This is a genomic window from Caulobacter sp. BP25, from assembly GCF_002737755.1.
Lineage (GTDB): Bacteria > Pseudomonadota > Alphaproteobacteria > Caulobacterales > Caulobacteraceae > Caulobacter.
This window is the reverse complement of the sequence record NZ_PEGH01000004.1, coordinates 47,500-72,710: the sequence shown is the minus strand read 5'-3', so window position 1 is coordinate 72,710 and position 25,211 is coordinate 47,500. Positions and strand designations below refer to the sequence as shown.

Here is a 25,211-nt window from a genome sequence, read left to right as displayed (position 1 = left end):
CAACGCGGGCCCGCCGCCGTTCCGTCGCGGGCGGCCTGAAAACGAGTTTCCCGTGTCCGACAAAGCCGAGCTGCTGCTGAAACCCCGCCGCTTCTACAAGGCCGCCGCCGTCGCGCCGGTTGAGGGCGGCTTCGCCGTCCAGCTGGATGGCCGCACGCCCAAGTCGCCGGCCAGGAACCCGCTGGTGTTGCCGACCCAGGCCCTGGCCGAGCTGATCGCCGCCGAGTGGGACGCACAGGTCGAGTTCATCGACAACAGCTTGATGCCAGCCTCGCGCCTGGCCTTCACGGCCATCGACCGGGTGTCAGAGACCCGGGCCGAGGTCGCCGGCGAGATCGCCGCCTACGCTGCGTCGGACCATCTCTGCTACCGCGCCGAGCACCCGACCGCGCTGGTCGAGCGACAGGCGCGGGAGTGGGGCGCGATGCTCGACTGGGCCCAGGCCGAGCATGGGCTGTCGTTCAATCACGTCGCCGGGATCATCCATCAGCCCCAGCCGCCCGCCACCCTGGCGGCGGTCGAGGCCCTGGCCCTGACCCTGGACGACTTCACCCTGACCGGCCTGGCCTTCGCCGCCGGCCTCTACGGTTCGACCGTGCTGGCGCTCGCGGTTCGCGCCGGCCGTCTGACCGGCCAGAAGGCGCTGGACCTGTCCCGTCTGGACGAGATCTTCCAGGCCGAACAATGGGGCCAGGACGCCGAAGCCAAGGCGCGCGCCGAGGCCCTGGCCGTCGAGGCGGCGATGATCGACCGCTGGTTCGCGGCGCTGCGACGCTAGAACAAGGCATCAGGCGCGCGGTGTGTTCGCTCCGCGAACCCTCCCAAAAGCCATGCTGCGCTGCCGCAAGGTCCGCCTTGCGCCAAGCCTTCACCCTCGCTACCCCTGCTGCACAAGGCGGAACGCCGCCAATGAATAAGTCCGGCAGGGGAGTACGCGCGTGCAGCACATTCTCAACGAACTCGAGCGTCGTCGCCAGCAGGCCAGGGTCGGCGGCGGCGAGACGCGGGTCGCCGCCCAGCACGCCAAGGGCAAGCTGACCGCCCGCGAGCGGATCGACCTGCTGCTGGACGAAGGTTCGTTTGAAGAGTTCGACATGTTCGTCGAGCACCGCTGCGCCGACTTCGGCATGCAGGACCAGAAGGTCCCCGGCGACGGCGTCGTCACCGGCTGGGGCACGATTAACGGCAAGGTCGTCTACGTTTTCTCCAAGGACTTCACGGTGTTCGGCGGCAGCCTGTCGAACGCCCACGCCCAGAAGATCGTCAAGGTCCAGCGCCAGGCCATGAAGGTCGGCGCGCCAATCATCGGCCTGTTCGACGCCGGCGGTGCGCGCATCCAGGAGGGCGTCGACAGCCTGGCCGGCTATGCCGACATCTTCCTCGAGAACGTCATGGCCTCGGGCGTGGTGCCGCAGATCAGCGTGATCATGGGCCCCTGCGCCGGCGGTGACGTTTACAGCCCCGCCATGACCGACTTCATCTTCATGGTGAAGGATACGAGCTACATGTTCGTGACCGGCCCTGACGTCGTGAAGACCGTCACCAACGAGGTGGTCACGGCCGAGGAGCTGGGCGGGGCCCGCGTCCACGCCGCTAAGTCGGGTGTCGCCGAAGGTGCGTTCGACAACGACCTGGAGGCCATGACCCAAGTGCGCCGCCTGGTCGACTTCCTGCCCTCATCCAATCGCGAGCCCGCCCCGGAGCGCGAGAGCTTCGATGAGGCCCTGCGCGAGGAGATGAGCCTCGACACCCTGATCCCGGCCGATCCGACCAAGCCCTACGACATGAAGGAGCTGATCCTGAAGGTCGTCGACGAGGCCGACTTCTTCGAGATCAGCAGTGAGTGGGCCAAGAACATCATCTGCGGTTTCGCTCGGATGGACGGCGAGACGGTCGGCGTCGTCGCCAACCAGCCTCAGGTGCTGGCCGGGGTGCTCGACATCGACAGCTCGCGTAAGGCCGCGCGCTTCGTGCGCTTCTGCGACGCCTTCAACATCCCGATCCTCACCTTCGTCGACGTGCCGGGGTTCATGCCGGGGACGAAGCAGGAGTACGGCGGCTTGATCAAGCACGGCGCCAAGCTCTTGTTCGCCTATGCCGAGGCCACCGTGCCGAAGATCACCGTCATCACCCGCAAGGCCTATGGCGGCGCCTATGATGTGATGAGCTCCAAGCACCTGCGCGGCGACCTGAACTACGCCTGGCCCACCGCCGAGATCGCGGTGATGGGCGCCAAGGGGGCGGTGGAGATCATCTTCCGCCAGGAGGCCAAGGACCCGCAGGCTCTGGCCGCCCGCGAGGCAGAGTACAAGAACGCCTTCGCCAATCCGTTCGTCGCCGCCTCGCGCGGCTATATCGACGACGTGATCATGCCCCACGGCACGCGCCGCCGGATTGTCCGGGGCCTGAAGAGCCTTAAGGGCAAGGAACTCTCCAACCCTTGGAAGAAGCACGATAACATCCCGCTGTAGCGATGGGCGTAAGGCTTTCGAGCCTAACCTCCGCCTCCCTGGGCCTTGTGCCCAGGGCCCAGGGGTCAGCTAGCACGGCGCTTGGCGTAGCCGAACCGTCGGCGGACATCGAGCGCTGTCCGGCGGGCTGTACGATGGATCCTCGCCACAAGGGCGAGGAAGGCGGATGTGTTTCGGCGAACTGCCGCCGATTTCTCCATGAAGCTGGAGCGAGAACATGTCGGAATGGATCCAGGCCCTGTCGCCCTTCGCCGGCGTGGGCCTGGCTTTCGCGCTGGGGCTGCTGATCGGCGTCGAGCGCGGCTGGTCGCATCGGATGGAGCCGGACGGCGCGCGGGTTGCCGGCATCCGCACCTTCGCCCTGCTGGGCCTAGCCGGCGGCGTGGCGGGCGAGGCGACGGCGCGGATCTCGCCGTCGATCGGCGCGGCGATCCTGATTGCGGCGGCCGTGGCCCTGCTGATCGGCTATGCGCGCGCGGCGGCCAAGGATGATCTTAGCGCGACCACCACGGTCGTCGGGATTATCACCTTGGGGCTCGGCGCGTTCGCGGCGGCGGGCCAATGGAGCCTGGCCTGCGTGCTGGCGGCTCTGACCACGCTGATCCTCGCCCAGCGCAAAAGACTGCATGAATGGGTCGAGGAGCTGAGCGAGCTTGAGCTCCAGGCTATCGTCCGCTTCGCCCTGATCTCACTAGCCGTTCTGCCGCTGCTGCCCAACCACGCGTTCGGGCCGATGGACGCCTGGAACCCGCGCGAGATCTGGATGGTGGTGGTGCTGGTCTCGGGCCTGTCGCTGATCGGCTACGCGGCTAGTCGCAAACTGGGCGCCGAGAAGGGGGTTCTGGCCACGGCGGCCGTCGGGGCGGTGGTGTCCTCGACCGCCGTTACCGCCGCCATGGCCGCGCGTATCCGCAAGTCGGACGGCGAGACCACGGTGCTGGTCGCCGGGATCGCCCTGGCCTCGACCGTCATGATCGTGCGGGTGCTGGTCCTTGTCGCGGTGCTGGCGCCGTTCGCCCTGTCGGCCTTCGCGCTGGTGGCGGTTCCGGCGGGTCTGGTGGGCGCGGCCTATGTCGGTTGGGCGCTGCGACTGAAGTCGGCGCCTGCGAGCGATGGTCCCGCGCCTTCGGTTCGCAACCCTTTCGACCTGGGACCGGCCCTGCTGCTGGCGGGCCTGGTCATGGTGATCTCGCTGGCCGGCCGCTGGGCCATGCAGGCCTTCGGCGGCGCGGGCCTGGCCGTCGTGCTTGGGATTTCCGGCATGGTTGATGTCGATGCGGCTATCATCGCCATGAGCCGCCTTCCTGACGGAAGCCTGACCCCGAAGATCGCCGGCCTGATCCTGGCCGCTCCGATCCTGGCCAACACCCTGGTCAAGGCGGGCCTGGCCTTCACGATCGCCAGGGGCTCGGCGGGGGTGAAGGCGGCGACGCCGTTGCTGGTGACCTTCCTGGCCGGCCTGGCGGGCGTCTTGGCGCTGGCGGTGGTGTTCTAGGCCGGCCATCGCCGCGGGCCCCCACCTGACCCCGCTCCGCGTGGTCGTCCGCCCCCGGAGGGGGCAGAAGGGAGCTCCGTCTTCTTCCCCCTCCGGGGGAGGAGCGCCGCAGGCGCGGAGGGGGCAAGTACGGGGATAGAAGCGCCTGTATGCTCGGCGTATCCGTAATCGAAGTCAGCGATTTCAACGACTTATCACTTTTACACGCTGCTGTGTGATCCGCGTTGAAACCGCGCGCACAATCATAGCCATCCCCGTCGCGGGGGAGGGCGTATGGATCCGGCCCAATACGGCGGCGGGGCTAGGCTGAGCGGGGCCGCGTTCGGCGCCTGGGAGGCTTTGTCTGGTCGTGCGGCTTACTCTTTAGGAGCGCGCACGAGGGGCCGGGCCGCTCGGGATCACGTCGAACGCGGAGCGACAGGGCGGTGATCGTATAAGCCGCCTATCGTGGATCGTCGGGCTGGAGACGGAGGAGCCGATCCAGTTGGTCCGCGCCCGTCCGGGGGTAGCGAAGTCCCGAGCAGATAATGCTCACGCCCGTCGCCCTCACGGACAAGAACAGCCTGGCGGAGCGGACGATCGAGCCGAAACGCACAACACACTCACGGTCTCCGGGTTCGCCCGGCCGCTCCGTCGCCTCCCCTTGCGCCTTCAGCGAGCGATCGCGTGAAGCGGCGGTCGCATGTCCAGTAAGCGCCCCCTCCGTCTCGTCGCGTATCCGCGCCGATCCACCTCCCACGCACGCGGGGCAGGATGACGGGTCTCCCTCCTCACCCGAGAAACGGGGGAGGTGGCGCGACGCGCAGCATCGTGACGGAGGGGGCGCTCTCAGTCTCCCTCGACGCCTTCCCTCATCACGGGAGAAGGGCATACCAGCCAAACCTTTCCCTCGCGGCCCGACCCTTCTATATGCGGACGCTTCTTTGCTTCGTCCGACTTGCCCGAAAGGCCGCGCCCGCATGGCTCGCATCCTGATCACCTCGGCTCTGCCGTACATCAACGGCATCAAGCACCTGGGGAATCTGGCGGGGTCGATGCTGCCGGCTGACGTCTATGCGCGGTTCCAGCGGGCGCGGGGCCACGAGACGCTCTACATCTGCGCGACCGACGAGCATGGCACGCCGGCCGAGCTGGCCGCGGCCGCCGCCAACCAGGACGTCGCCACCTACTGCGCCGAGCAGCACGTGCTGCAGCACGACGTGGGCCGCGCCTTTGGCCTGTCGTGGGATCATTTCGGCCGCTCGTCCTCGCCGCAGAACCACCGTCTGACCCAGCACTTCTGCCAGGCCCTGGAGGATCACGGCCTGATCGAGGAGCGGGTCGACCAGATGGTCTATTCGGTCGACGACAAACGCTTTTTGCCCGATCGCTATGTCGAGGGGACCTGTCCGCACTGCAAGTTCGAGAAGGCGCGCGGCGACCAGTGCGACAACTGCGGAAACCTGCTGGACCCCACCGACCTGATCAATCCGTACTCGGTTATCTCGGGCTCGCGGAACATCGAGGTGCGCGACACCAAGCACCTCTATCTTCTTCAGACCAAGATGCAGGACAAGATCCGCGCCTGGGTCGACAGCCACGCCGACTGGCCGCCGCTGGCCCGCTCGATCGCCTACAAGCACCTGGATGAGGGCCTGATCGACCGGGGCATCACCCGGGACCTGGCCTGGGGCATTCCGGTGGCCAAGGACGGCGCGCCGCGCCCGGGCTTTGAGGACAAGGTTTTCTACGTCTGGTTCGACGCCCCGATCGAGTACATCGCCGCGACCCAGGAATGGGCCGAAGGCTCTCCCGGCCGCGACTGGAAGCGCTGGTGGCGCACCGACGAGGGCGCGGCCGACGTCCGCTATGTCCAGTTCATGGGCAAGGACAACGTGGCGTTCCACACGGTCAGCTTCCCGGCGACCATCCTGGGCTCGGAAGAGCCGTGGAAGAGCGTCGACATGCTGAAAGCCTTCAACTGGCTGAACTGGTACGGCGGCAAGTTCTCGACCTCGAACAAGCGCGGCGTCTTCATGGACGCGGCCCTGGATATCCTGCCGCCGGACCTGTGGCGCTGGTACCTGACGGCCAACTCGCCCGAAAGCAGCGACACGGCCTTCACCTGGGAGCAGTTCGCCAGCGCGGTGAACCGCGACCTGGCCGACGTGCTGGGCAACTTCGTCAACCGCATCCTGAAGTTCACCGAGAGCAAGTTCGACGGCGTCGTGCCCGAGGGCGGCTCCCCAGGCCCGCTGGAGCAGAAGCTGTTCGCCGACGTCTCGGCGCGTCTGGCGGATCTCGCCGAACAGATGGACGCCATCGAGATCCGCAAGAGCGCCCAGGCGCTGCGAGCGCTGTGGGTGGTCGGCAACGAATACCTGCAGGAGGCCGCGCCCTGGACCGCGATCAAGACCGATCGCGACCGCGCCGCCGTCATCGTCCGCACGGCCCTGAACCTTGCGGCCCTCTACGCCAAGATCTCGGCCCCGTTCATCCCGTTCGCCGCCGAGAAGATCAGCGAGGCGTTCAACCTGGACTTCCCCGCGCAATGGCCGTCCAACGACGCCGCCGCCGAGCTTTCCAAGCTGACGGTCGGCCAGGCGATCTCGGTCCCCGAAGTCCTGTTCAAGAAGATCGACGACGACCAGATCGCTGAATGGACGGCCCGCTTCGGCGGCGCGGACTAGGGTGATCGCGGGGGCGGACAAGCAGGCGGACGGGAAGGGGCTTCCCACCCTCGCTCGTCTCTGCCTGTTCTACGCCTCGCTGTTCCTCGTTTCGGGCGTCAGCCTGCCTTACGCTGGCACGTTCCTGCGCGATCGCGGCATGAGCGGCGGCGCGATCGGCCTGATCCTGGCCGTGCCGCTGCTGCTCAAGCCCTTCACGGGACCGGCCCTGGCGGTCTGGGCCGACGGTTTCAAGCTGCGGCGCACGCCCATGGTGCTGCTGCTGATCGGGGCGGGCCTAGGCTATGCGGGCCTGCTGGCCGGTCCGAACCTTTTCTGGCTGATCCTGGCCTGGTTCGTGGGCCAGACCCTGATGTCGACCGTCTCGCCGCTGATCGACGTGATCACCCTGCGGCGAGCGCGGACCGAGGGCTTCAACTACGGCCTGCCGCGCGGGGTCGGCTCCACCGCCTTCATCGCCGCCAATCTCGCCATGGGCGCGATCCTGACCCTCGCCGCCCCGACCATCATCGCCCTGTGGATCATCGCCGCCTGCTTCGTCGGCGCGCTGGCGGCCGCTTGGCTGGTGCCGCCAGAACGGGTTCACGCCGAGGGCGCCAAGCCAGGCCGCGCCGAGCGCTGGAAGGGTCTTGGCGACCTGATGCGCAACCGCACCTTCGTGCTGGCCGTCGTGACGGCGGGCCTGATCCAGGGCGCGCATGCCTTCTACTATGGCTTCTCGGCCATCCTCTGGCGCAAGCAGGGCATCGCCGAGCCGATGATCGGCGTGCTGTGGGGCGTCGGCGTCGCGGCCGAGGTCGGCTTCATGTGGTTCCTGGAGCCCCTGCGGCGTCGCTGGGGGCCTGAGCGGTTCCTCGTGCTCGGCGCGATGGCGGCGGTGCTGCGGTGGACCGCCTACGCCTTCGAGCCGCCGCTGTGGGCGCTGTTCCCGCTGCAGTGCCTGCACGCCCTGACCTTCGCCGCCGCGTTCCTGGCGTCGCTGCGGCTGATCGAGAAGCTGGCGCCGCCTGCCGCTGCTTCGCCGGCCCAGGCGATCAACTCGGCGCTGTCGTCGGGCTTCACGCTGGGCATCGCGACCCTGGCCTCGGGGCCGCTGTTCGACGCGTTGGGACCGTTCGGCTATCTCACCATGGCGGGCATGGCGGGCCTTGGCCTGATCGGCGCGATCATGCTGGCGCGCCGATCGCGAAGCCTGTCTCACGACAGGCTCCGCTATTGAGCGCGGAGGATCATGGTCTGCCCACGGGCGTCAGATCGTGTAGTCGACCTCTTGGCCCTCAAGCCACGCCACGATCCGCTCGGCCGCCTCGACCGGGTCGATCGCGGTGGTGTCAATCCGCAGTTCGGGCTTTTCCGGCGCCTCGTAGGGGCTGTCGACGCCGGTGAAGTTCTTCAGCTGGCCCGCGCGAGCCTTCTTGTAGAGGCCCTTGACGTCCCGCGCCTCGGCCACGGCCAAGGGCGTGTCGACGAAGACCTCGATGAACTCGCCCGGCTCCAGGATGTCGCGCGCCAGCTGGCGCTCGGCCCGGAACGGCGAGATGAAGGCGGTCAGCACGATCAGGCCTGCGTCGACCATCAGCTTGGCGACCTCGGCCACGCGGCGGATGTTCTCGACCCGGTCCTCCTCGGTGAAGCCGAGATCCTTGTTCAGGCCATGTCGGACGTTGTCGCCGTCCAGCAGATAGGTGTGACGACCCAGGGCGTGCAGACGCTTTTCGACCAGGTTGGCGATCGTCGACTTGCCCGCGCCAGAGAGGCCCGTCAGCCAGACGACCTGGCCCCGCTGGCCCTTCAGGCTCGCCCGCGAGACCTTGGTCACATCGGTGTGCTGCCAATGGATGTTGTCGGCGCGCCGGAGAGCGAAGTTGATCATCCCCGCGCCGACAGTGCGGTTCGAGAGGCGGTCGATCAGGATGAAGCCGCCCATCTGGCGGTTGTCGGCATAGGGCTCGAAGGGGATCGCCTGGTCGAGCGAAAGGTTGCAGACCCCGATCTCGTTCAGCTCCAGCCGTTTGGCGGCCGTGTGCTCCAGCGTGTTGACGTTCACCCGGTGCTTGATGTCGGTGATGCTGGCCCCGACCGTCCGCGCGCCGATCTTCAGGAGATAGGTGCGCCCCGGGGGCAGGGGCTCGTCGTCCATCCAGACGAGGGTGGCTTCGAACTGGTTGGCGACGGGGGCGGGCGCATCGGCGGTGGCGATAACATCGCCGCGCGAGATGTCGATCTCGTCTTCCAGCGTCAGGGTCACCGACTGGCCGGCGACGGCCTGGGGCAGGTCGTCCGGCAGGGTGACAATGCGGGCCACGCGGCTTTCGCGACCCGAAGGCAGGGCGCGGATGCGGTCGCCGGGCTTGATGGTCCCCGAAGCGATCAGGCCCGAGAAACCCCGGAAGTCCAGGTTGGGCCGGTTGACCCACTGCACCGGCATTCTGAAGGGCTTGGCCTGCAGGTGGTCTTCCACCTCGACGCCTTCCAGCCAGTCCATCAGGATCGGCCCTTCGAACCAGGGCGTGGCGTCGCTGCGGGCCGCCATATTGTCGCCGCCCAGGCCCGAGATCGGGATGGGCGTGAAGACCGACAGGCCGATCTGGTCGGCGAAGGCGCGATAGTCGGCGACGATCTTGTCGAACACCGCCTTGTCCCAGCCGACCAGGTCCATCTTGTTCACGGCCAGCACGACATGGCGGATGCCCAGCAGGCTGACGAGATAGCTGTGGCGACGGGTCTGGGTCAGCACACCCTTGCGCGCGTCGATCAGGATCACGGCCGCGTCGGCGGTCGAGGCGCCGGTGACCATGTTGCGCGTGTACTGCTCGTGGCCGGGCGTGTCGGCGACGATGAACTTGCGCTTCTCGGTCGAGAAGAAGCGATAGGCGACGTCGATCGTGATGCCCTGTTCGCGCTCGGCGGCCAGGCCGTCGACCAGCAGGGCGAAGTCTATGGCGCCGCCTTGCGTGCCCACCTTCTTGGAGTCGGCTTCGAGAGCGGCCAGCTGATCCTCGAAGATCATCTTGCTGTCGTACAGCAGGCGGCCGATCAGGGTGGACTTGCCGTCATCGACGCTGCCGCAGGTGATGAAGCGCAACAGCGACTTGTGCTGATGCTGATGCAGATAGGCTTCGATGTCCTCGGCGATCAGGGCGGATTGGTGGGCCATCTAGAAGTACCCTTCCTGCTTCTTCTTCTCCATCGAGGCGGACTGGTCATGATCAATGACCCGGCCCTGGCGTTCGCTGGTGGTGGTCAGCAGCATTTCCTGGATGACCTGGGGCAGGGTGGCGGCGGTGCTCTCGACCGCGCCCGTCAGCGGGTAGCAGCCCAGGGTGCGGAAGCGCACGCTCTTCATCTGCGGAACTTCGCCGTCACGCAGGCGGAAGCGTTCATCGTCGACCATGATCAGCGCGCCGTCGCGCTCGATCACCGGCCGCTCGGCCGCGAAGTACAGCGGCACGATCGGGATGTTCTCCAGGTGGATGTATTGCCAGACGTCCAGCTCGGTCCAATTGGAGATCGGGAAGACCCGCAGGCTCTCACCCGGATGCTTGCGGGTGTTGTAGAGGTTCCAGAGCTCGGGGCGCTGGTTCTTCGGGTCCCAGCGGTGCTCGGCGGTGCGGAACGAGAAGACGCGCTCCTTGGCGCGGCTCTTTTCTTCGTCGCGCCGCGCGCCACCGAAGGCCGCGTCGAAGCCGTACTTGTTCAGCGCCTGCTTGAGCCCTTCGGTCTTCCAGATATCCGTGTGAAGCGCGCTGCCATGGTCGAAAGGGTTGATGCCGCGCGCTTCGGCGTCGGGATTCTTGTGGACCAGAAGGTCGAAGCCGAGCTCCGAGGAGATCCGGTCGCGCATGGCGTACATGTCCCGGAACTTCCAGGTCGTGTCGACGTGCAGCAGCGGGAAGGGCGGCTTGCTGGGATAGAAGGCCTTGGCGGCCAGGTGCAGCATCACCGCGCTGTCCTTGCCGATCGAGTACAGCATGACTGGCCGCTCGCACTCGGCGGCCACCTCGCGCAGGATGTGGATGCTCTCGGCCTCCAGGCGCTGAAGGTGCGTCAGTCGCGCCGGCGAGATTTGCATCGTCGTCATCGGATCCTGAGGGAGCGGTGCGAGAGCGGATTCTGTAAGGGGCAAGGCGAGGTTCCGCAAAGCGAAAGTGTCCGGGCCCTCCCTGTCGGGCAAGGGCGTCGAATTTATGCTGCGACCTATGCCGTGGCGGCGTGCGCGGCAACCGCCGGAAATCTGGAGGCGCTGTCAGTTGGATTGGCGCCACATACCGAAAGTTATGGCCTTCATGACGAAAGTTTCACTCGCGCCGCGCGAGAGACTCTCGCATAACGGCGCTATCGGTTCGTGGGGCGGGCTATGGCCTTCTTGGCGGAAATGTTGGCGGTGGCGGTCGTCTGGCTGTCCTCATTCGCGCTCTGCCAGTTCGGAGTCGCGACCGAGACGCGCGCCCTCAAGGCCGATCGTTCTCATGCGACGAAGACCGTTGCGCGTTCGCCACGAGCGGACGCCGCCAAGCCCCGTCCGGTCTCGAGTGTCGCGCCCTCGGCCACATCCAAGACCGCCTGAGGGGCGCGGTCAGGCGTCGCACCTGGGCGAACGCAACCAAAGCCGCTTTTCGTCAAGGCTTTTCACCGTTAGGTTCATCCTACACGCGAAGGAGGGGCCGGCGCGCGAAGGCTGTCTCAGCGCCCCCCGCCGACGCCCTGGGACTCCGGCTGTGTATGAAGCCTAAGAAGCGACAACCGTTCGATTTCTCCGCGACGCCGACGGCTCCTTCCGTGGAGGATAGCCAGGCCGCGCCCGAGCTTACCGAATCGGTTTCATTCGCGGATCCCGAGCCCGAGGCGACGCTCTCGGCTGAACCGTTGACACTGAACGACGATTTGGACGTGCCGCCGCCGACCACGGTCCGCTCGCGTCGCCGGCGCGAGCCTGAGCCAGAACAGCCAAAGACGTTCGCCGAACCCGAGTTGAAGGCTGGCATGTCGCTATCGGGCGCTCAGCCTTTGGCGCCGATCATCGAGCCTGAACGCGGCGCTCCCGCCAAGGCGGAGAAGCGCGGCGCCGCCCTTGATCTGCCTCCGCCTCCCTCCACGACGCCGGTGGCTTTGGAAGTCGAGGACGCGCCTCGACGCATGTCGGGTGCGCTGTTCTGGACCCTGGCTTCCGCGATCGCGGCCCTGTGGGCGCTCGCTCCAATCGCTTTCGCCTTCGGCTATGCCCGGGGCGTGCCGGCGTTCCAGGTCGAGGGCTTCGCCTTGACGGTTTTCGCCAGCCTGGCGATCGGTCCCGCGCTTATGACTCTGCTGGGCGCCTATCTGTTGCGGCAGGCGACAAGGGTCTCCGACGAGTTGCGCCGGACGCGGACCATGACCGACCGGATCGTGACGCCCGCTGCCCTGGCCGCCGTCGGCGCGTCCACCGCGGTGGACGCCATGCGTCAGGGAGTCGACGAGGCCGCCGCCGCCGCTGAGCGTGCCCGGGAGCACATCGTATCGCTCCGCGAGGCGCTCGCGGAGGAGACCGCGCGTCTCGCCGAAGCGGCTGCGGAGTCGGCCCGTATGGCCAACCAGCTTGCGCAAGGGCTAGGCCACGAGCGCACCGCGATGGAAACCCTGTCGCAGTCGCTGGACGCCCGTTCCACGGCCGTGGTCGACGCCATTGGCAGTCAGGCCCGCATGGTCGCCGAGGCCTCCGACCTCGCAGAGACGCAGTTGCGTGAAGCCGAGGCCGCTCTCGCCGCCCGCGCTGCGGATCTGGCCGCCGCAGCGGCGGAAGCCTCGGACGCCGCGCGCGTGGGGGCCGAGGACTTGTCGCGTCAGGTCGCGGGTCTCGAGTCCGCCGGCTTGGGTGTCAGTGATCAGGTCTCGGCCGTCGAGAAAACCCTGGCCGCCCAGCGCGCGGCGCTGCTTGAGGTCAGCCAAGCTCTGCGTTCAGAGCAGGAGGACTTCGCGGCCGAGGCCGAGACCCGAACCGCTCAGCTCACCGAGTTTGTCGCCTATACCCGCGTCGGCGCGACCGAGCTGTCCGATCAGGCCGCCATGGGCGCCGAAATCTTGCGTGGCCTGATCAGCTCCGCCGCCGATCAGTTCCGCGAGATGGCCGACGGCGCCAAGGCGCGCCAGGACGTCCTGGCCGAGGAGAGCAAGAAGACGCTGGAAATGATCGGCGATGTCGCCGAGAGCCAGCGGACCCTGCTTGAGGAAGAGCTTAAGGCGGCGATGGAAGCCATGGCCGACGCCGCGCTTAAGGCGGCGCAGGGCGTCGAGGCGCGCGTCGAGGCCGCCCGCAGTCGCGTGGATCAGCTGAACGAGATCGCCTTCGCGGCCGGCCAGAAGGCCGACGCGGTGTTCGAGTCTCGGATGGAGGAGGCGCGCGACATTATCGAGCACTCCGCCCAGATGGTCGAGCAGGCCGGCGCGCGCACTTCGCAGAAGCTTGCTGATTCGGTACAGGCCGCTCGCGCCACCCTGGACGAGCTGGAGGCGATGCTCTCCGAGATCGGCAAGCGAACAGCAGAACTTCCATCTGAGGCCCTGCTCAAGGCCGCCGAGGTCCGTGTCTCGATCGAGCAGGGCGTCGAGCATCTGATGAACGCCGTGCGGCGGACCGCCGACGAGACGGCGGCGATCGACCAGGCCTTTCAGGAGCGCGTGCGCCGCAACTACGAAATGCTCAGCGAGGCGGCTGGCGCCGTCACCGCGGCGGGGGTGTCCACTGTCGCCGCCCGTGCGGCTTCATCTGCGGCGCCAAAGGGGCGCGCTACTGCTGCTGCTGCTCCGCCGCCGCCAGCCGCCAAGACCTCTCAGCCCCAGCCGCTCCCCATGGCTGAGTTCGACGACGAAGGTGACGCGCCGGGTGATCGTCGCCGTCTTCGCCTGACACCGACCGCGACCGACGAGGAGTTTCGTTCGGTCTTCGAACAGGCCAACAGCCGCAAGTCCGCGCCGCCGGCCGCCGAAGGCGAAGGGGCGGGCGGCTGGAGTTGGCGCAATCTGCTCTCCGGCATCGAGAGCAGTTCTCCAGGCGACGCCGCCCTGGGAGAGAAACTGGCCGCCGAGATCACGGCCATGGGCATTGATCCCCATGCCCTGCTGCCGAGGCCGCGCATCGACGAGATCGCCGCAGCCTTGCAGACGGGGGACGCTGGCGGAGGACGCGAGGTGGTCAAGCGCTTGGCCCCGGCCGCCATCCGACGCCTGGTCCGCCGCCTGTTCTCGGACGCGACCCTGAAGGGCAACGCCGAGCGGTTCATCAAGCGCTACGCGGGCATGGTTGAGGAAGCGGCGGGTCAGGATCGTGAGGGCTTCCTGTTGGCCGCGCTGTTGTCCTCTGACGCAGGGCGCGCCTATCTGCTGCTCGACGCCGCCAGCGGCGACCTGGGCTAGTTCCGGAAGCTCGACTTGAAACGCGCCTTTGACTTGCTGGCGGCGGCGGTCGGCCTGATCGTGCTGGCCGCGCCGATGCTTGTGCTGTGGCTGCTGGTGAGGATCACCTCGCCGGGCCCGGGGCTCTACTGGTCACAGCGGGTTGGCCGGAACTCGACGCTCTTCCCGATGCCCAAGTTTCGCACGATGCGTATCGACACGCCGGAAGTGGCGACCCATTTGCTCGACGATCCCGATCGCTGGCTGACGCCTTTGGGACCCCTGATGCGCAAGCTGAGCCTGGACGAGCTGCCGCAGCTTTGGAGCGTGCTGGTGGGGCGCATGAGCTTGGTCGGGCCGCGCCCGGCTCTGTTCAATCAGGACGACTTGATCGCTGCGCGCAAGGAAGCGGGCGTGGACGTCCTGCGTCCAGGCGTGACAGGCTGGGCTCAGATCAACGGTCGCGACGAGCTGGCCATTCCTGACAAGGTGGCTCTAGACGCCGAATACCTGCGCCGCCGCTCATTCCTGTTCGACCTGAAGATTTTGGTCAGCACCGTCGTGCCGGTGCTGACCGCCAGAGGGGTGACCCGCTAGCCCAGGTCGGCGTAGGCCTTCTCCAGCGCGGCGACGAAGATCGAATTGGACGAGAGTGCCTCCGGGAAGACGGTGTCCAGCGCCAGGAAGGCCGCGACGTCGGTCTTGACGTCTCCCGTCGTCGCGACGCCCAGCGCCGTCAGCTTCTCGGCCAGAGGGTCGGTGATGGCTTCGCCGGCCTTGGCGCGCAGGGCGATGAAGCGCATCCAGGCCGCCAGCGGGACCGCCAGGCGGTCGATCGAGCGGCCAGCCTCCAGCGTCTCAGTCAGCGTGCCAAGGACGCGGAACGGCAGCTTTTGCGAGCCGTCCCAGGCGATCTGTGACAGGTAGTGACGGATCTCGGGATTGCGGAAGCGAGCCAGGATGGCCTCGGCGTACTGCGCCAAATCCAGGCCGCGCGGGGCGGTCAGGGTCGGGATAATGTCCATGGCCATCATCTCGCGAGCCAGGGACTCCAGCGCAGGATCGCTGACCGCCTCGAACACCGTCGCATGACCGCGCAGGATGCCAGCATAGGCGAGGGTGGAGTGGACCCCGTTCAGCAGGCGCAGCTTGGCCCGCTCGAAGCCGCGCACGTCGTCGGTCAGGATGACGCCGACGCTGGCGAGGTCCGGCGCGTCCGCTGGCAGGACATCCTCGACCACCCATTGGGTGAAGGCCTCGCGCTGGATCGGCCAGGCGTCCTCCAGGCCGGTCGCTGCCAGAACCCGAGCGCGCAGCGCGTCGTCCGTGGCGGGCGTGATGCTATCGACCATGGTGCGCGGGAAGCTGCCTTCGCGCTCGATCCAGGCGGCGAGGTCGGCGTCGACCTTGGCGGCGAAGGCGACCACGGCCGCCTTCAGGCGCCAGCCATTGTCGGCGAGGTTGTCACAGGCGACCACGGCGTAGGGGGCGAGACCTGCCGCGTGACGACGGCGCAGGCCTTCGAGGATGTAGCCGACGGCGCTCTTAGGCTCGCGAGGATTGGCCAGGTCGTGGACGATGTCGGGGTGGTTCTCGTCGAGGCCGCCCTCGGCCGACAGCGTATAGCCCTTCTCGGTCACCGTCAGGGTGACCATACGGGTCGTCGGAGCGGCGAGGCGGGCGAAGACGGACGGCGGATCTTCTGGCGCCACCAGCACCTCGCGGATCGAACCGATCACGCGGAACGTCGTCTCAGCGTCGAGTTGGGCCAGGGTGTAGAGGCCGTCCTGAGGCTCCAGGGCGTCCCGGACGCCAGGGCTTTTCAGTGACACCGCGCAGATCCCCCAGCGCGGGTCGGTCGCCAGCAGCTGGTCAAAATAGAAGGCCTGGTGGGCGCGGTGGAAGGCGCCGGGACCGAAATGCACGACACCGATCTGGACCTTGTCGCGATCATAGGCGGGCAGGGCGACGCCGGGGATCGCGCCGGGATAGCTGGTCGCGCTCAGACGCAGGGCGGGGGAGGTTTCGGAGGAAGCCGTCAAGGGAAACGCCTAGGGATCGGAGGAACGTTCAGGCCGTCTACATGCTGTAGTCTGGCCTCGCTGACAATTGGCTTGACCAATTTCTAGAGGGTCACGCCGGACTTCCAGATGGCGATCTCGCGCTCGCCGTTAAGCTCGGCCTTGGTCACCTTGCCCGAGGCGGTTTCGACCACCAGGTCCATTAGCGCGTCCGCCGCGTCCTCCATCGAGACGCCCGCCAGCACCTGGCCGGCGTCGAAGTCGATCCAACCGGGCTTGCGTTGGGCTAGGCCTGAGTTCGAGGCGATCTTCAGTGTCGGTGCGGGGAAGCCAAGCGGCGTGCCGCGTCCGGTAGTGAACAGGATCACGGTCGCGCCGGCCGCCGTCAGAGCGGTGGACGACACCGCGTCATTGCCCGGCGCCTCCAGCAGGGTGAGGCCGTGCGGACCCACGCGCTCGCCATAGCGCAGCACCTCGACCAGTGACGCGCGACCGCCTTTCTGGACAGCGCCGAGGGACTTCTCCTCCAGCGTGGTGATGCCGCCGGCGATGTTGCCGGGCGACGGGTTCTCGTAGATGGGCTGGTTGTTGTCGATGAAGTAGCGCTTGAAGTCGTCGATCACACAGACGGCCTGGTCGAAGACCTCGCGGCTGGCGGCGCGCGCCAGCAACACGCCCTCGGCGCCGAACACCTCGGGGATCTCGGTTAGAACCGGCGTGCCGCCGGCGTCGGCCACCTTGTCGGCGATCCGGCCCACCAGGGGATTGGCAGTGACGCCCGAGAAGCCGTCCGAGCCGCCGCACTTGAGGCCCACAACAAGCTCCGAGACCGGGATTGGCTCACGACGATCTTGCTCGGCGATCGCGACCAGCGTCTCGACGGCGTCAAGGCCGTCTTCCAACTCATCCTCGACCATCTGCGTGGTGAAGCTGCGAAGGCGCTCCCGGTCGATCTCCGGCGCGCTCTCCAGCAGAGCCTTGAGTTGATTGTTCTCGCAGCCCAGGCCCAGCAGCAGGACCCCGCCGGCGTTCGGATGGCTGGCCAGGGCCGCGATCAGCTTACGCGTATGCGTCAGGTCGTCGCCCAGCTGCGAGCAGCCGAACGGGTGAGGGAACGCGTAGACTCCATCGACACGCCCCGCGAAACGCTGGTTGGCCTTCTCAGCGATGCGACGGGCGGTGTTGGCGACGCAGCCGACCGTGCATAGGACCCAGATTTCGTTGCGGGTCCCGGCGCGGCCAGTCCTGCGACGGTAGCCTTGAAATGTACGTGGCGCGGCCCCCTGTGCGGGCTCGGCCTGGGTCGGGGTCCAAGTGAAGTGCTCGACGCCCTCAAGACGCGTGGCCACATTGTGGACGTGGACGTGATCGCCGACCGCGATGTCGGCCACCGCGCGTCCGATTGGCCAGCCGTATTTGAGAACATCCTCACCGGCCTTGGCGGCGCGGATAGCGATCTTGTGGCCCTTGGGGATGTCCGTCGCTGCGACTATTGTCCGACTATTGAGGTCCAACGCTTCGCCTGCGGAGATATCGCGCAAGGCCGTCGCGACATGGTCTCGCGGGTCGACCGGGTGGATCGATTCGCGTTGCGGATGGAGCGTTTCGGTCATGGTGAAGTGTCGCGTTTTGGGCAGGGATCGCCAAAAGATGAGATCGGTGACATGGTAACCGGTGTCAGATTGGCGGCAAGCTGGCGTTTCGTCGTAGGTGGCGATCACCGCGTCGCTAGAGTATGACAAAATAAAACAAACAAAGCCGTTGGAAACGCCGTGACCGCTTCGAATAAATCTACCTCGAGTTCCGACGAGAATGACATCGGCGTCGAGGGGGGGCGACGTCGGGCGACGATCAATGATATCGCGCGACTGGCCGGGGTTTCGAAGAAGACTGTTTCGCGGGTCATCAACCAGTCTCCGTTCGTGCGTGACGAAACCCGCGAGCGCATCGAGGCGGTTATCGCCGAGTGGGGCTACGCGCCCGATCCCCAAGCGCGAGGCTTGGCGTTCCGTCGGTCGTTCCTGATCGGCATGATTTACGACAACCCCAACCCTCAGTACGTCGTGAACATGCAGCTGGGCCTTCTGGACGGCCTGCGGGGCTCGGGTTTCGAGCTGGTGGTTCACCCCTGCGATCGCTCCAGCCCGACCTTCCTGGCCGATATCCGCGCCTTCGTGGAGCGGCAGAAGCTGTTTGGCGTCGTGCTGCCGCCCTCGGTGTCGGAAGACGATCGCGTGGCCAAGCTGCTGAACGAGATCGGCTGCGCCTATATCCGCATCGCCTCCGTTGAACTGGACAAACCCGAGCACATGATCGTGGGTCACGACCGTCTGGGCGGGGCGCAAGCGGCCCAGCACATCCTGGCGCTTGGGCACCGCAAGATCGCCTTTGTCTCGGGGCCCGCGACGTTCCGCTCGTCGCACGAGCGGCGAGGGGGATTCGAGGACGCCCTGGCCGAGGCCGGCTTGAAATTGACGCCGGAGGATATCGTCCAGGGTGGATACACTTTCGAGTCCGGCGTGGCCTGCGGCGACGTCCTTTTGGCCCGCGAGCCGCGTCCCACCGCGATCTTCTGCGGCAATGACGAGATGGCCGCGGGCGTGCTGCAGTCGGCGCGCAAGGCGGGGCTTTCGGTGCCGCAGGATGTGACCGTCGTCGGTTTCGACGACTTCCAGATCGCCCAGGCCGTGTGGCCGCCGCTGACCACCGTGCGTACGCCGACGCGCGCGATCGGCCGGATGGCCGCTGAAAAGCTGATTGGCGTCGAACGCGCGGAGCCTCGCGATCTGACGACGACGGAGCCGAGCCTTGTGGTCCGCGAGTCGTCCGGTCCGGCGCCGGCGTAAACCTCGGCCCTCTTCGGCTTGCATAGGGACATGACACCGGTTACCAAGCGGGCCCAAGCGACCCGTCGCGAAGTCGCCGGTGAGACAGGGAGCAGACATTAAGCCATGCCCAGGCCTCTGAATTTCCATGACGATCGGCTGTTTCCGGCCGATCCCGCCACCCGGTCCTACGCGCGCGGTCTTTACGGCATGGTCAAGGACCTGCCGATCATCAGCCCGCACGGCCACACCGATCCCAGCTGGTTCGCGACCAACGCGCCTTTCCAGGACGCCACCGATCTTCTGCTGGCCCCGGACCATTATCTTTTCCGCATGCTCTACAGTCAGGGGATCAGCCTCGATGCCCTGAAGGTGCGCTCCAAGGCTGGCATCCCCGCCACCGATCCGCGCGAGGCCTGGCGCTTGTTCGCGTCGAACTTCCACCTCTTCCGCGGGACGCCCTCGTGGGTGTGGTTGAACCATGTGTTCAGCCAGGTGTTCGGCTTCACTGAGTTCCTCGAAGCCTCGAACTCGGACGCCTATTACGACCGCATCACCGAGGCCCTGGCGACCGACGCCTATCGTCCGCGCGCCCTGTTCGACCGTTTCAACATCGAGACCCTCGCCACCACCGAGGGGCCGCACGAGAGCCTTGATCACCACAAGGCGATCCGCGAGAGCGGGTGGGGCGGCCACGTCATCACCGCCTATCGTCCGGACGCGGTCATCGACTTCGAGGACGAGCGCAGCCCGCGCGCCTTCGAGCGCTTCGCGGAAGTGTCCGGCAAGGACGTCTACAGCTGGAAGTCCTATCTTGAGGCGCACCGCCTGCGCCGCCAGGCCTTCATCGAGGCCGGCGCGACCTCGTCCGACCATGGTCACCCGACGGCGGCCACGGCCGACCTCAGTGAGATCGAGGCCGAAGCCCTGTTCGCCGACCTGGTGAAGGGCAATGTCACGCCGGAAAAGGCCGAGCTGTTCCGGGCCCAGATGCTGACTGAGATGGCCAAGATGAGCCTGGACGACGGGCTGGTCATGCAGATCCACCCCGGCTCGCACCGCAACCACAATGTCGGCCTTCTGAACTCGCACGGCCGCGACAAGGGCGCCGACATCCCGATGCGCACCGAGTACGTGGACGCGCTCAAGCCGCTGCTGACCCGTCTGGGCAATGATCCGCGCCTGTCGATCATCCTGTTCACGCTGGATGAGACGACCTACAGCCGCGAACTGGCCCCGCTGGCTGGGCACTATCCGGTGCTGAAGCTCGGCCCGTCCTGGTGGTTCCACGACAGCCCGGAAGGCATGATGCGCTTCCGCGAGCAAGTCACCGAGACCGCTGGCTTCTACAACACCGTCGGCTTCAACGACGACACCCGCGCCTTCCTGTCGATCCCGGCCCGCCACGATGTGGCCCGCCGCGTCGACAGCACCTTCCTGGCCCGCATGGTCGCCGAGCACCGCATGGATCTTGTCGAGGCCGAGGAGCTGATCGTCGATCTGACGTACAACCTGCCTAAGAAGGCCTACAAGCTTGATCAGCGTCCGGACTGGGCTCGCCCGGCCGCGCTGCGCGCCGCTGCCGAATAAGAACGCTCTTCCGGAGACTTCCCGATGTTCGCCAAGACCTATCACGCCACCCATCCGGACATGATGTTCGCGGTCAGCAACGACGACCTGCGCGACCGCTATCTGATGCAGGACCTGTTCCAGGACGGCCAGATCGTTCTGACCTACAACCACGCCGAACGTTTCGTCGTCGGCGGCGTCGTGGCCACCAGCCCGATCAAGCTGCCCGACCAGACCGAACCCGCCTCGGCCGCTGGCCACCCTTTTCTGGAGCGCCGCGAGCTGGGCGTGATCAATGTTGGCGAGACCACCGGCAAGATCACCGTCGACGGTGTCGCCTATGAGATCGTGCCGCGCGATGGCCTTTACGTCACCATGGGCGCCAAGGAAGTCACCTTTGAAGGTCTGAACGGCGAAGCTGCGCGCTTCTACCTGGTCAGCCTGCCGGCCCACGCCGCGTTCGAAACCAAGAAGCTGGCCTTCGCGAACGCCGTCGCTCTTGAGCGCGGCGCGCTGGAGACCTCCAACGAGCGCACGATCTATCAGTACATCGTGCCGACCACCTGCAAGTCGGCCCAGCTGCTGCTGGGCATGACGGTGCTGAAGCCGGGCAGCGTCTGGAACACCATGCCGCCCCACCTGCACGACCGCCGGTCGGAAGCCTATTTCTACTTCGGCCTGGGCGAGAACGACCGGGTCTTCCACTACATGGGCGAGCCGGACGAGATGCGTCACATCGTGATCGCCAACGAAGAAGCCGTGATGAGCCCGCCGTGGTCGATCCACATGGGCTCGGGTACCGCCAACTACACTTTCATCTGGGCGATGGGCGGCGAGAACCTCGACTACACCGACATGAATGTGCTGGACATCTGCCAGCTGAAGTAGGGCCGAAAGCTCACGCGCGCTTCGCTTGTCATCCCGGGCGAAGCGTGGCGTAGACCCGGGACCGCCCAAGGCGCTCGCGCTTCCGGTGGTCTCGGATCGACCCTTCGGGGCGTCCGGGATGACAATCTCTAAGGGAAGCTTCTCACCATGGCCAATCCGTTCAGCCTCGAAGGCAAGGTCGCGCTCGTCACCGGCGCCAACACCGGGATCGGGCAGGGGATCGCCATCGCGCTCGCCGCCGCCGGCGCGGACATCGCCGCTGCGGGCCGCAGCGAGCCGACCGAAACCCAGAAGGCCGTTGAGGCTCTCGGCCGCAAGTTCCTGTCGATCAAGGCCGACTTCGGCTCGATCGAGCCCGTCCAGCGCGTGGTCGACGAGACTGTCGCCGCGTTCGGCAAGGCCGACATCCTGGTCAATAACGCCGGCATCATCCGTCGCGCGGACTCGATCGAGTTCAGCGAAGCCGACTGGGACGCGGTGATGGACACCAACCTCAAGGTCGTCTTTTTCCTGACCCAGGCCTTCGCCAAGCAGGCCCTGAAGCAGGGTGGCGGCAAGGTGATCAACATCGCGTCCTTGCTCTCGTTCCAGGGCGGCATCCGGGTGCCGTCCTACACGGCCGCCAAATCGGGCCTGGCGGGCCTGACCAAGATCCTGGCCAACGAGTGGGCGACCAAGGGGATCAACGTCAACGCCATCGCACCGGGCTATTTCGATACGAATAACACCGAAGCCCTTCGCGCCGATCAAGACCGCAACGCCGCCATCCTGGCGCGTATCCCGGCAGCCCGCTGGGGACGTCCGGAGGACATCGGCGGCGCGGCCGTGTTCCTGGCCTCGTCGGCCTCGGACTACGTCCAGGGGATTACTCTGCCCGTGGATGGTGGCTGGTTGGCCCGCTGACGAAATAAAAACACGCAAATGCACAATGGTAGCGCAACCATTGTGCTGAGCGGGTTTTCTCGCCTGGTGAACAAGGCTAGAGGGCGCCCTTGCGTCAGGCCTCCCCGTCGTGACGCGCCCTCGAACCTCTTGCCTGCATAGGATCCCATCGCTGGGGGTCCTCGGAGTCCGCGCATGCGCAACCCGGCCCTGTCGATCGACGTCGATCGTCCCACCAGCCAACACGTTCGCAAGAACGCTCATCTGCTGAGCGATCTCTTGGCCGAGGCGATCGCCTATCTGGAAGGCGAGGAGGCCGCCGCCCTGGTGGCCCGAGCGCGCAAGGTCGCTTCTCACGAAGATGTCGCCAACGGCGACGCGCCGGTCCTGGACCGCCTGTTCTCCGATCTTTCGACCGACCAGGCCGTGTTCCTGGCTCGCGCCTTCGCCAGTCACTCGCTGCTGGCCAATATCGGCGAGGACGTCGCCGGCCGCCGTCGCCATGCCGAGGTCGACGCCCAGCCGGGCGACGAGCGCCCCCGCACCCTGGTCGACGCGGTCAAGCTGCTGAAGAGCCAGGGCAAGACGGACGAGGCGCTGGCCAAGACCTTCGCGGCGATGAACGTCGTGCCGGTGCTGACCGCGCACCCGACCGAGGTGCGCCGTCGCAGCATGGTCGACCGCGAGACCGAAATCTCCCGCCTGATGGCGCTGCGCCGCCATCACCTGCCGCCGGAGCTGGACGCCGAGATCCGCGAGGGCCTGTTCCGCGAGATCGCCCTGATGTGGCGCACGCGCCTCTACCGGCCAGAGCGGATCACCGTGAAGGACGAGATCCGCAACGCGCTCTCGATCGTCCGCACCTCGATCCTGCCGGCGATCATCGACCTCTATGGCGATTGGACGGGCAAGATAGGCCAGCACGGTCATCTGGCGCCGCTGCTGAAGATGGGCTCGTGGTTGGGCGGCGACCGCGACGGCCACCCGGGCGTCAATGGCGAGACCCTGAAGCTGGCCTTCGCCAGCCAGTCCCGCGTGATCCTCGACTGGTACGCCGGTGAGGTGCGTAAGCTGTGGTCGAACCTGGCGGTCTCGACGGCCTATACGCCGGTCTCCGAGGAGCTGATGGCCCTGGCCGCCCAGGCCAAGGACCCGTCGATCCACCGCCAGGACGAGCCCTATCGCTTGGCGCTGGAGCTGATCTTCGACCGCCTGACGGCCGTGTCGCAGAAGTTGACCGGCCAGCCTGTCGCCTTCGCCAACGGCGACACCGACGTCCAGCCCTACGCCCATCCGGACGCTTTCGTCGCGGATCTGTCGGTGATCATCGACAGCCTGGAGCGCAACGGCGGCGAGCGCCTCGTGGGCTCGGCCCTGCGCACCCTGGTCGAGGTCGCCAAGGCCTGCGGCTTCCACCTGATGAGCCTGGACCTGCGCCAGAACGCCGACGTTCACGAGCGCACGGTGCACGAGCTCTACGAGCGCGCCGGCTCTGGTGTTCGCTACCTGAAGCTCGACGAAGACGCCCGCTGCAAGCTGCTGATCGAGGAGTTGTCGCACCAGCGGCCGCTGGTCTCGCCGTTCACGGCCTATAGCGAGGAGACGACTCGGGAGCTGGCCACGATGACCGCCGCCGCCAAGGCGGTGCGCGATTACGGCCACGGGTGCCTGGGGGCGTACATCATCTCGAAGTCGGCGACCCTGTCCGACATCCTTGAGCCGCTGGTTTTGCTCAAGCAGGTCGGTCTGGTCTGGGGCGGCGCGGCGCCGCGCGCCTCGGTCAAGGTCGCGCCGCTGTTCGAGACCATCGGCGACCTCGAGAACGGTCCGGCCGTTCTGCGCCAGTGGCTGGAGCTGCCGCTGGCTCGCTCGATCCTGGGCGACCGGCCGGTGCAGGAGATCATGCTCGGCTACTCCGACAGCAATAAGGATGGCGGGTATGTCGCCAGCCGGCGCGGCGTCGCGGTCGGGGCCTCGGCCCTGGCGCGCGAGGCCGACCGGATGGGCGTCGGTTTGCAGCTGTTCCACGGCCGCGGTGGCAGCGTCGGACGGGGCGGGGGACCGGCCGCCGAGGCGGTCCTGGCCCAGCCGGCCGGCACCGTGCAGGGCCGTATCCGCATGACCGAGCAGGGCGAGATGATCGCCCGCCGCTTTGGCGACCAGCCCACCGCCCGCCGCAACCTCGACGGCCTGGCCGCCGCCGTGCTGATGTCCAGCGACCGTCCGGTCGTGAAGCCCGATCCCAAGACCGAGGCGGCCATGACCGCCCTGGCCGAGGCCTCGTTCCACGGCTTCCGCGCCCTGGTGTACGACGATCCGGCCTTTGAGGATTTCTTCTGGTCGGTCACCCCGATCAGCGAGATCGTCGGCCTCAACATCGGCAGCCGTCCGGCCAGCCGGACCGCTAGCCGCAAGATCGAGGACCTGCGGGCCATCCCGTGGGTGTTCAGCTGGTCGCAGTCGCGGTTCATGCTGCCGGGCTGGTACGGCTTCGCCGCGGGCGTCGACCGGGCCGGCCTGTCGGTCGAGCAGCTGCGCGACCTGGCCGGCGGCTTCGACTTCTTCGCCTCGCTGCTGTCGAACATGGAGCTGGCGCTCGCCCAGAGCCACATGCCGATCGCCTCGCGGTATGTCGATCTGTCGCCGGACAAGGCCAACGCCGAGCGAATCTTCGCAACCATCCGGCGCGAACACGAGCGGGCGACCGAGCTGGCCCTGGCAATCCGCGGCGGGACCAGCCTGCTCGACAACCAGCCCGATCTCGCCGAGTCCGTGACTCTGGCGGGCCGTGTCGTCGATCCGCTGAACCACCTGCAGCTTGAGCTGCTATCGCGCCGCCGCGCGGGGGACCAGAACGAGGAGCTGCGTCTGGCGATCCAGCTGACCGTGGCCGGCATTGCGGCGGGCCTGCGCAACACGGGGTGATTTCCTTGGCTGGGAAGGACGGGCGCGATCGTCGTTCTTTCACCCCTGCAAAGTCTTTCGTTTTCAAGCGGTTGCTCATCGCCAAAACCGATGCTTGC

At 67.1% G+C, this 25,211-nt stretch carries 16 protein-coding genes and 2 pseudogenes; 14 read left to right on the top strand and 4 right to left on the bottom strand.

Annotation, left to right across the window (positions count from 1 at the left end):
* Nucleotides 1–52: 52 nt before the first annotated feature.
* The 6 genes and pseudogenes from CSW59_RS01515 to CSW59_RS01495 all read left to right on the top strand — a co-directional run bounded on the left by CSW59_RS01515 (nucleotide 53) and on the right by CSW59_RS01495 (nucleotide 7,854).
* Nucleotides 53–778 (top strand): ATP12 family chaperone protein, encoded by a 726-nt coding sequence (locus tag CSW59_RS01515; RefSeq protein ID WP_099442378.1) that lies wholly within the window; start codon nucleotides 53–55, stop codon nucleotides 776–778.
* Nucleotides 779–938: 160 nt separating this feature from the next.
* On the top strand, nucleotides 939–2,471 hold the full coding sequence (locus CSW59_RS01510; RefSeq protein WP_099442377.1) for an acyl-CoA carboxylase subunit beta: 1,533 nt from the start codon (nucleotides 939–941) through the stop codon (nucleotides 2,469–2,471).
* A 217-nt stretch (nucleotides 2,472–2,688) separates the two neighbouring features.
* Nucleotides 2,689–3,966 carry a DUF4010 domain-containing protein gene (locus tag CSW59_RS01505; RefSeq protein ID WP_099442376.1) on the top strand — a complete coding sequence of 426 codons (1,278 nt, stop codon included), beginning with the start codon at nucleotides 2,689–2,691 and terminating at the stop codon, nucleotides 3,964–3,966.
* A gap of 692 nt (nucleotides 3,967–4,658) precedes the next feature.
* Nucleotides 4,659–4,793 (top strand): annotated as a pseudogene (locus CSW59_RS21085) (hypothetical protein); the annotation flags it as partial.
* A 132-nt stretch (nucleotides 4,794–4,925) separates the two neighbouring features.
* Nucleotides 4,926–6,635, top strand: a complete 1,710-nt coding sequence (gene metG, locus CSW59_RS01500; protein ID WP_099442375.1) for a methionine--tRNA ligase — start codon at nucleotides 4,926–4,928, stop codon at nucleotides 6,633–6,635.
* A 4-nt stretch (nucleotides 6,636–6,639) separates the two neighbouring features.
* Complete coding sequence (locus CSW59_RS01495) at nucleotides 6,640–7,854, top strand: MFS transporter (RefSeq protein ID WP_099442673.1); 1,215 nt, start codon at nucleotides 6,640–6,642, stop codon at nucleotides 7,852–7,854.
* 30 nt (nucleotides 7,855–7,884) lie between these two features.
* Here CSW59_RS01495 and cysN read toward each other — a convergent pair whose 3' ends face one another.
* Together cysN and cysD are read right to left on the bottom strand one after the other, a co-directional pair.
* The gene (gene cysN, locus CSW59_RS01490; RefSeq protein ID WP_099442374.1) at nucleotides 7,885–9,792 is read right to left on the bottom strand and encodes a sulfate adenylyltransferase subunit CysN; all 1,908 of its coding nucleotides are present in this window, start codon (nucleotides 9,790–9,792) and stop codon (nucleotides 7,885–7,887) included.
* Complete coding sequence (cysD, locus tag CSW59_RS01485) at nucleotides 9,793–10,716, bottom strand: sulfate adenylyltransferase subunit CysD (protein ID WP_099442373.1); 924 nt, start codon at nucleotides 10,714–10,716, stop codon at nucleotides 9,793–9,795.
* 264 nt (nucleotides 10,717–10,980) lie between these two features.
* On the opposite strand from cysD, the pseudogene CSW59_RS21705 reads away from it, so the two are divergent.
* The 3 genes and pseudogenes from CSW59_RS21705 to CSW59_RS01470 form a co-directional block, all read left to right on the top strand.
* A pseudogene (locus CSW59_RS21705) lies at nucleotides 10,981–11,068 on the top strand (hypothetical protein); the annotation flags it as partial.
* A 289-nt stretch (nucleotides 11,069–11,357) separates the two neighbouring features.
* A complete protein-coding gene (locus CSW59_RS01475; protein ID WP_099442371.1) occupies nucleotides 11,358–14,024 on the top strand; it encodes a polar localization protein TipN in 2,667 nt (888 codons plus the stop codon).
* A gap of 15 nt (nucleotides 14,025–14,039) precedes the next feature.
* The gene (locus CSW59_RS01470) at nucleotides 14,040–14,600 is read left to right on the top strand and encodes a sugar transferase (protein ID WP_099442370.1); all 561 of its coding nucleotides are present in this window, start codon (nucleotides 14,040–14,042) and stop codon (nucleotides 14,598–14,600) included.
* On the opposite strand, the gene CSW59_RS01465 is transcribed toward CSW59_RS01470, so the two are convergent.
* Nucleotides 14,597–16,045 carry a mannitol dehydrogenase family protein gene (locus CSW59_RS01465; RefSeq protein WP_099442369.1) on the bottom strand — a complete coding sequence of 483 codons (1,449 nt, stop codon included), beginning with the start codon at nucleotides 16,043–16,045 and terminating at the stop codon, nucleotides 14,597–14,599. The two genes, CSW59_RS01470 and CSW59_RS01465, sit on opposite strands and share 4 nt — an antisense overlap.
* A gap of 83 nt (nucleotides 16,046–16,128) precedes the next feature.
* On the bottom strand, nucleotides 16,129–17,637 hold the full coding sequence (locus CSW59_RS01460) for a UxaA family hydrolase (RefSeq protein WP_099442368.1): 1,509 nt from the start codon (nucleotides 17,635–17,637) through the stop codon (nucleotides 16,129–16,131).
* Between the two features lie 159 nt (nucleotides 17,638–17,796).
* Here CSW59_RS01460 and CSW59_RS01455 point away from each other — a divergent pair, with 159 nt between their 5' ends.
* The 5 genes from CSW59_RS01455 to ppc all read left to right on the top strand — a co-directional run bounded on the left by CSW59_RS01455 (nucleotide 17,797) and on the right by ppc (nucleotide 25,113).
* Entirely contained in the window at nucleotides 17,797–18,870 is a 1,074-nt protein-coding gene (locus CSW59_RS01455) for a LacI family DNA-binding transcriptional regulator (RefSeq protein ID WP_099442367.1), read from the top strand.
* Nucleotides 18,871–18,975: 105 nt separating this feature from the next.
* Nucleotides 18,976–20,439 carry a glucuronate isomerase gene (uxaC, locus tag CSW59_RS01450; RefSeq protein ID WP_099442366.1) on the top strand — a complete coding sequence of 488 codons (1,464 nt, stop codon included), beginning with the start codon at nucleotides 18,976–18,978 and terminating at the stop codon, nucleotides 20,437–20,439.
* A 24-nt stretch (nucleotides 20,440–20,463) separates the two neighbouring features.
* On the top strand, nucleotides 20,464–21,306 hold the full coding sequence (gene kduI / locus CSW59_RS01445; RefSeq protein ID WP_099442365.1) for a 5-dehydro-4-deoxy-D-glucuronate isomerase: 843 nt from the start codon (nucleotides 20,464–20,466) through the stop codon (nucleotides 21,304–21,306).
* A gap of 147 nt (nucleotides 21,307–21,453) precedes the next feature.
* Complete coding sequence (kduD, locus tag CSW59_RS01440; RefSeq protein ID WP_099442364.1) at nucleotides 21,454–22,209, top strand: 2-dehydro-3-deoxy-D-gluconate 5-dehydrogenase KduD; 756 nt, start codon at nucleotides 21,454–21,456, stop codon at nucleotides 22,207–22,209.
* A gap of 174 nt (nucleotides 22,210–22,383) precedes the next feature.
* Nucleotides 22,384–25,113: a phosphoenolpyruvate carboxylase gene (ppc, locus tag CSW59_RS01435; protein ID WP_099442363.1), complete on the top strand. Its 2,730-nt coding sequence runs from the start codon at nucleotides 22,384–22,386 to the stop codon at nucleotides 25,111–25,113.
* The last annotated feature ends 98 nt before the right edge of the window (nucleotides 25,114–25,211 follow it).

Coding starts and splice junctions, on each gene's coding strand:
- kduI (WP_099442365.1), top strand. CDS start 20,464: ATGTTCGCCAAGACCTATCACGCCACCCATCCGGACATGATGTTCGCG.
- CSW59_RS01475 (WP_099442371.1), top strand. CDS start 11,358: ATGAAGCCTAAGAAGCGACAACCGTTCGATTTCTCCGCGACGCCGACG.
- ppc (WP_099442363.1), top strand. CDS start 22,384: ATGCGCAACCCGGCCCTGTCGATCGACGTCGATCGTCCCACCAGCCAA.
- kduD (WP_099442364.1), top strand. CDS start 21,454: ATGGCCAATCCGTTCAGCCTCGAAGGCAAGGTCGCGCTCGTCACCGGC.
- metG (WP_099442375.1), top strand. CDS start 4,926: ATGGCTCGCATCCTGATCACCTCGGCTCTGCCGTACATCAACGGCATC.
- cysD (WP_099442373.1), bottom strand. CDS start 10,716: ATGACGACGATGCAAATCTCGCCGGCGCGACTGACGCACCTTCAGCGC.
- uxaC (WP_099442366.1), top strand. CDS start 18,976: ATGCCCAGGCCTCTGAATTTCCATGACGATCGGCTGTTTCCGGCCGAT.
- CSW59_RS01505 (WP_099442376.1), top strand. CDS start 2,689: ATGTCGGAATGGATCCAGGCCCTGTCGCCCTTCGCCGGCGTGGGCCTG.
- CSW59_RS01460 (WP_099442368.1), bottom strand. CDS start 17,637: ATGACCGAAACGCTCCATCCGCAACGCGAATCGATCCACCCGGTCGAC.
- cysN (WP_099442374.1), bottom strand. CDS start 9,792: ATGGCCCACCAATCCGCCCTGATCGCCGAGGACATCGAAGCCTATCTG.